Raw genomic sequence first — 3,665 nt, forward strand, 5'->3', positions numbered from 1 at the left:
AAGAAAAATAGACTTTCATACTAAAAATATGTAATTTTATAAAAAAAAATATTGACCTTTATTAAAATATAATATATATTGTATAAATATAATCCGGTAAAGGAATAAATATAATCAATAAGTACACGCTGTTGTACTATAAAAGAGCAAATTACTTATTAAAATACAGAAAAAATATTTGAATATAATATAAAATTTAAAAATAATACATAAAAATCAAAAGAAGAAATCTTTAGTTTGAAAATTTCCAATAGGAGGGTTGTTATTATGAGAAAAATGTCGTTTTTATGGAAACTAGGGGTTATTTCATTGATGTTTCCTACAATATTATTTGCATCTTCAGATACTCAGGTAAACCTGAATATTGTCTGGCTGGGAATAGCTGGTGCAATGGTAATGTTTATGCAAGTGGGATTTATAGCGTTAGAATCTGGATTTACAAGAGGAAAAAATGCAGTTAACGTTGCTTCAAAAGGTATATTAGACTTTGCAGTGGGTGCCATACTGTATTTTGCAATCGGTTACGCATTTATGTTTGGTGAGGGAAGTATGATAGGAACTACCAATTTTTTTCTTAGTGGCTACATAAGTTCCGGGGACAGCTGGGGAATTATGGTATGGTTCTTCCAGGTAATGTTTGCAGGAGCGGCGGCTACAATAGTCTCAGGTGCAGTTGCAGAAAGAGTAAAACTTTCAGGTTATGTAATTGCATGTGCTTTAATAGCAGGTTTCATATACCCCATATTCGGACACTGGGCATGGAGCGGCGAAGGATGGCTTGCTGCAATGAACTTTCATGATTTTGCAGGATCTACTGTTATACACTCCTTAGGAGGATGGCTGGCACTTGCAGGAGCAATAGTTGTTGGTCCTAGATTTGGAAAATTTGGAAAAAACGGAAAAGTAAACGCAATACCAGGTCACAATATCCCGTTGGCTACCCTGGGAACTTTCATACTGTGGTTTGGTTGGTACGGATTCAACGGAGGATCGACTCTTATAGGGGATGGATCAATAGCAATAGTTCTTTTAAATACCACACTTGGAGGAGCTGCAGGAGCCCTTTCTGCCATGATCTACTCGGTATTCAAACAGAACAAACTAGTGGATCTGGGTATGACGTTAAACGGAGCTTTGGCAGGGCTGGTATCTGTCACAGCAGGAGCAGATGTACTTCATCCTGGTTTCTCTCTACTTGTAGGACTTTTAGCAGGAATACTGGTATCTGTATCAGTTCCTTTCTTTGATAAAATAGGAGTAGACGATCCAGTGGGTGCTGTATCAGTACACGGGGTAAATGGTGCCTGGGGAACCATTGCAGTGGGACTATTCACTGCAGAATACAGTATAGGGACACAGTTTATAGGGGCAGCCACTGTATTTGTATATGCCTTTGGAATAGGTATGATAATGTTTAAATTAATAGACAAATTTATGGGAATAAGAGTAACAGCAAGCGAAGAGCTGGTAGGTCTTGATATTGCAGAACACGGATATTCTGCTTATCCGGAATTCCCTTCTCATTCTGAGGTTTCCCTCTTTAAATAATTGATATTTTAGGGTAAAATTATAATGAGGATTATTAAGGAGGTGTTTTTATGAAAATGTTGACGGCGATAATTAGACCTGAAGGGCTAAATCCTTTAAAAGAGGCCCTGCATGAAAAAGGAATAAATGGTATGACTATCAGTGAAGTAAGGGGATTTGGTAGACAGCTGGGGAAAAAAGAGATTTTCAGAGGGGTTGAATATTTGGTGGAATTCGTTTCGAAACTCAAAATTGAGATTTTGCTGAAAGACTCTGATGTGGAAAAAACCATAGATATTCTCTTGAAAAATTTAAAAACAGGGGAAATAGGTGACGGAAAGATATTTATATACCCTGTGGATGAAGTGATAAGAATAAGCTCTTCTGAAAGAGGAGAAAAAGCAGTATAAGTAAAAAAAAACGGCAGTTGTAAAAAAACTGCCGTTTTTTTATTTATTTTTAATCTGCAGAAATATTTAGTTTTTTTATAAGAACAGATTGAGATCCCACAGGGGAAAGGCCAAATTTCAGATCATCCCCGATTTTTTCGATTTCAATTAGTAAGTCAAAAAAGTTTCCCGAGACAGTTATCTGATTTAATGCACTGGATATTTCTCCATTAGAGATTAGGAATCCTTCAGCAGCAAGAGAAAAATCTCCTGAAATAGAGTTTAGGCCCGAGTGAAGTCCGGCGAGGGAGGTCACAAGAATACCATTATCCAGGTCTTTAATGAGATCTCTGTAATGTGTGTCTCCTTTTTTCATGTAGAAGTTACTAGGGGATATTCCCAACGTTCCTTTGTATCCACCCTTTGAAGCATTTCCTGTAGACTCTATGCCATCTTTTTTTGCTGTTTTCAGATTGTAAAGATAAGTGGTGAGCACGCCGTCTTTTACAACCTCTTTATATCTCGTAGGAACACCCTCAGCATCAAAGGATGAAGAAGCCATACCTTTTTCCATATGAGGGTCATCTATAATGGTTACTTTTTTACTTGCAATATGTTCCCCGAGTTTCCCTTTAAGTTTGGAGATACCTTTTTGGATATTATCAGATGAAAATATCCCTGTAAAAGCTCCTAGCATACTTGCAAAGGCCTCATTTTTTATGATGACTTTATATTCTTTTGATTCTATGGAGATAGGATTAAGCTTGGAAAGTGCATCTTCTACAGCTTCTCTAGATATATAGTCAGAATCGAATGATTCAAAATTATTAGAAACCTTGTAGCTCGATCCGGATTTTGTAACGCCGCCATCTTCTGCTACCACTGAGATATAGATATAAGCTGAATTTCCTTTTTCTGACAGATTCAATCCATTTGAATTTCTTATTATTCTCGTGGAAGAACCACTTCCAAATACGCAATAGTTAACTCTCTTTATTCTGGTGTCCATGTTTTTGGTCTTTTTTTCAGTCTCCATCAGTAAAGAGATCTTAGCCCCTATACTGACATCTTCTAGAGCTGGGTTATACACCTCTACTTTTGTATATTCTCCCCCTCCCTTAAATATCTCTTCGATATCATTATTTTCTATAACTGCAGCATTTTCCAAAGCTTCGTTAATGAGGAAGTCTATCTCTTTTTCAGCAATGGATTCAGTATATGAATACCCCATCTTCCCATTATCTAAGACCCTAAAAGAGATCCCCTGAGAATTGGAATCAGAATATGAATCCACCTCCTGATTGAATACTTTGATGGAAGAGCTCTTTGTAGATGTGTAGTATATCTCAAAATTTTCAAGGTTCCTCTCTTTTGATTTTTTAAAAAGAAGATCAATAAAAATATTTATTTCCATTATCATTTCCTCCAAATCATATTTTGATTAATTGAACAACCATTTTCCAGAACAATTTTAAACGCCCTATATAATTTATAATATTTATTCATAATAAATGCAAACAAAAGATATATTTGGAACGACCTATGACTAAGTTTGATCACTATTTTTTTTTTGAAAATATAAAAGGCTGAAACCTCTAAAAAGAGTTTTCAGCCTCCTGGTGTTATTTTTCAGTTGATATTTAAAAATATAATTTATCTTTTGGTATTTTTATGATTTATTTTCATTATTTCGGTTTTGACCTTGGCCTCTAGTGATCCTATCTCTTCATTGAGATTTTCCACTTTGCT

The 3,665-nt window shown here is 35.6% G+C and carries 3 protein-coding genes; 2 read left to right on the forward strand and 1 reads right to left on the reverse strand.

The window, feature by feature from the left end; all coding sequences use genetic code 11:
* The first annotated feature begins 267 nt into the window (after positions 1-267).
* On the forward strand, positions 268-1,548 hold the full coding sequence (locus ABZA26_RS10110; protein ID WP_372714400.1) for an ammonium transporter: 1,281 nt from the start codon (positions 268-270) through the stop codon (positions 1,546-1,548).
* 50 nt (positions 1,549-1,598) lie between these two features.
* Positions 1,599-1,937 (forward strand): P-II family nitrogen regulator, encoded by a 339-nt coding sequence (locus tag ABZA26_RS10115; protein ID WP_372714401.1) that lies wholly within the window; start codon positions 1,599-1,601, stop codon positions 1,935-1,937.
* Between the two features lie 49 nt (positions 1,938-1,986).
* On the opposite strand, the gene ABZA26_RS10120 is transcribed toward ABZA26_RS10115, so the two are convergent.
* On the reverse strand, positions 1,987-3,330 hold the full coding sequence (locus ABZA26_RS10120) for a TldD/PmbA family protein (RefSeq protein ID WP_372714402.1): 1,344 nt from the start codon (positions 3,328-3,330) through the stop codon (positions 1,987-1,989).
* Positions 3,331-3,665 lie beyond the last annotated feature (335 nt).

Source organism: Ilyobacter sp. (assembly GCF_041583315.1).
Classification (GTDB): domain Bacteria; phylum Fusobacteriota; class Fusobacteriia; order Fusobacteriales; family Fusobacteriaceae; genus Ilyobacter.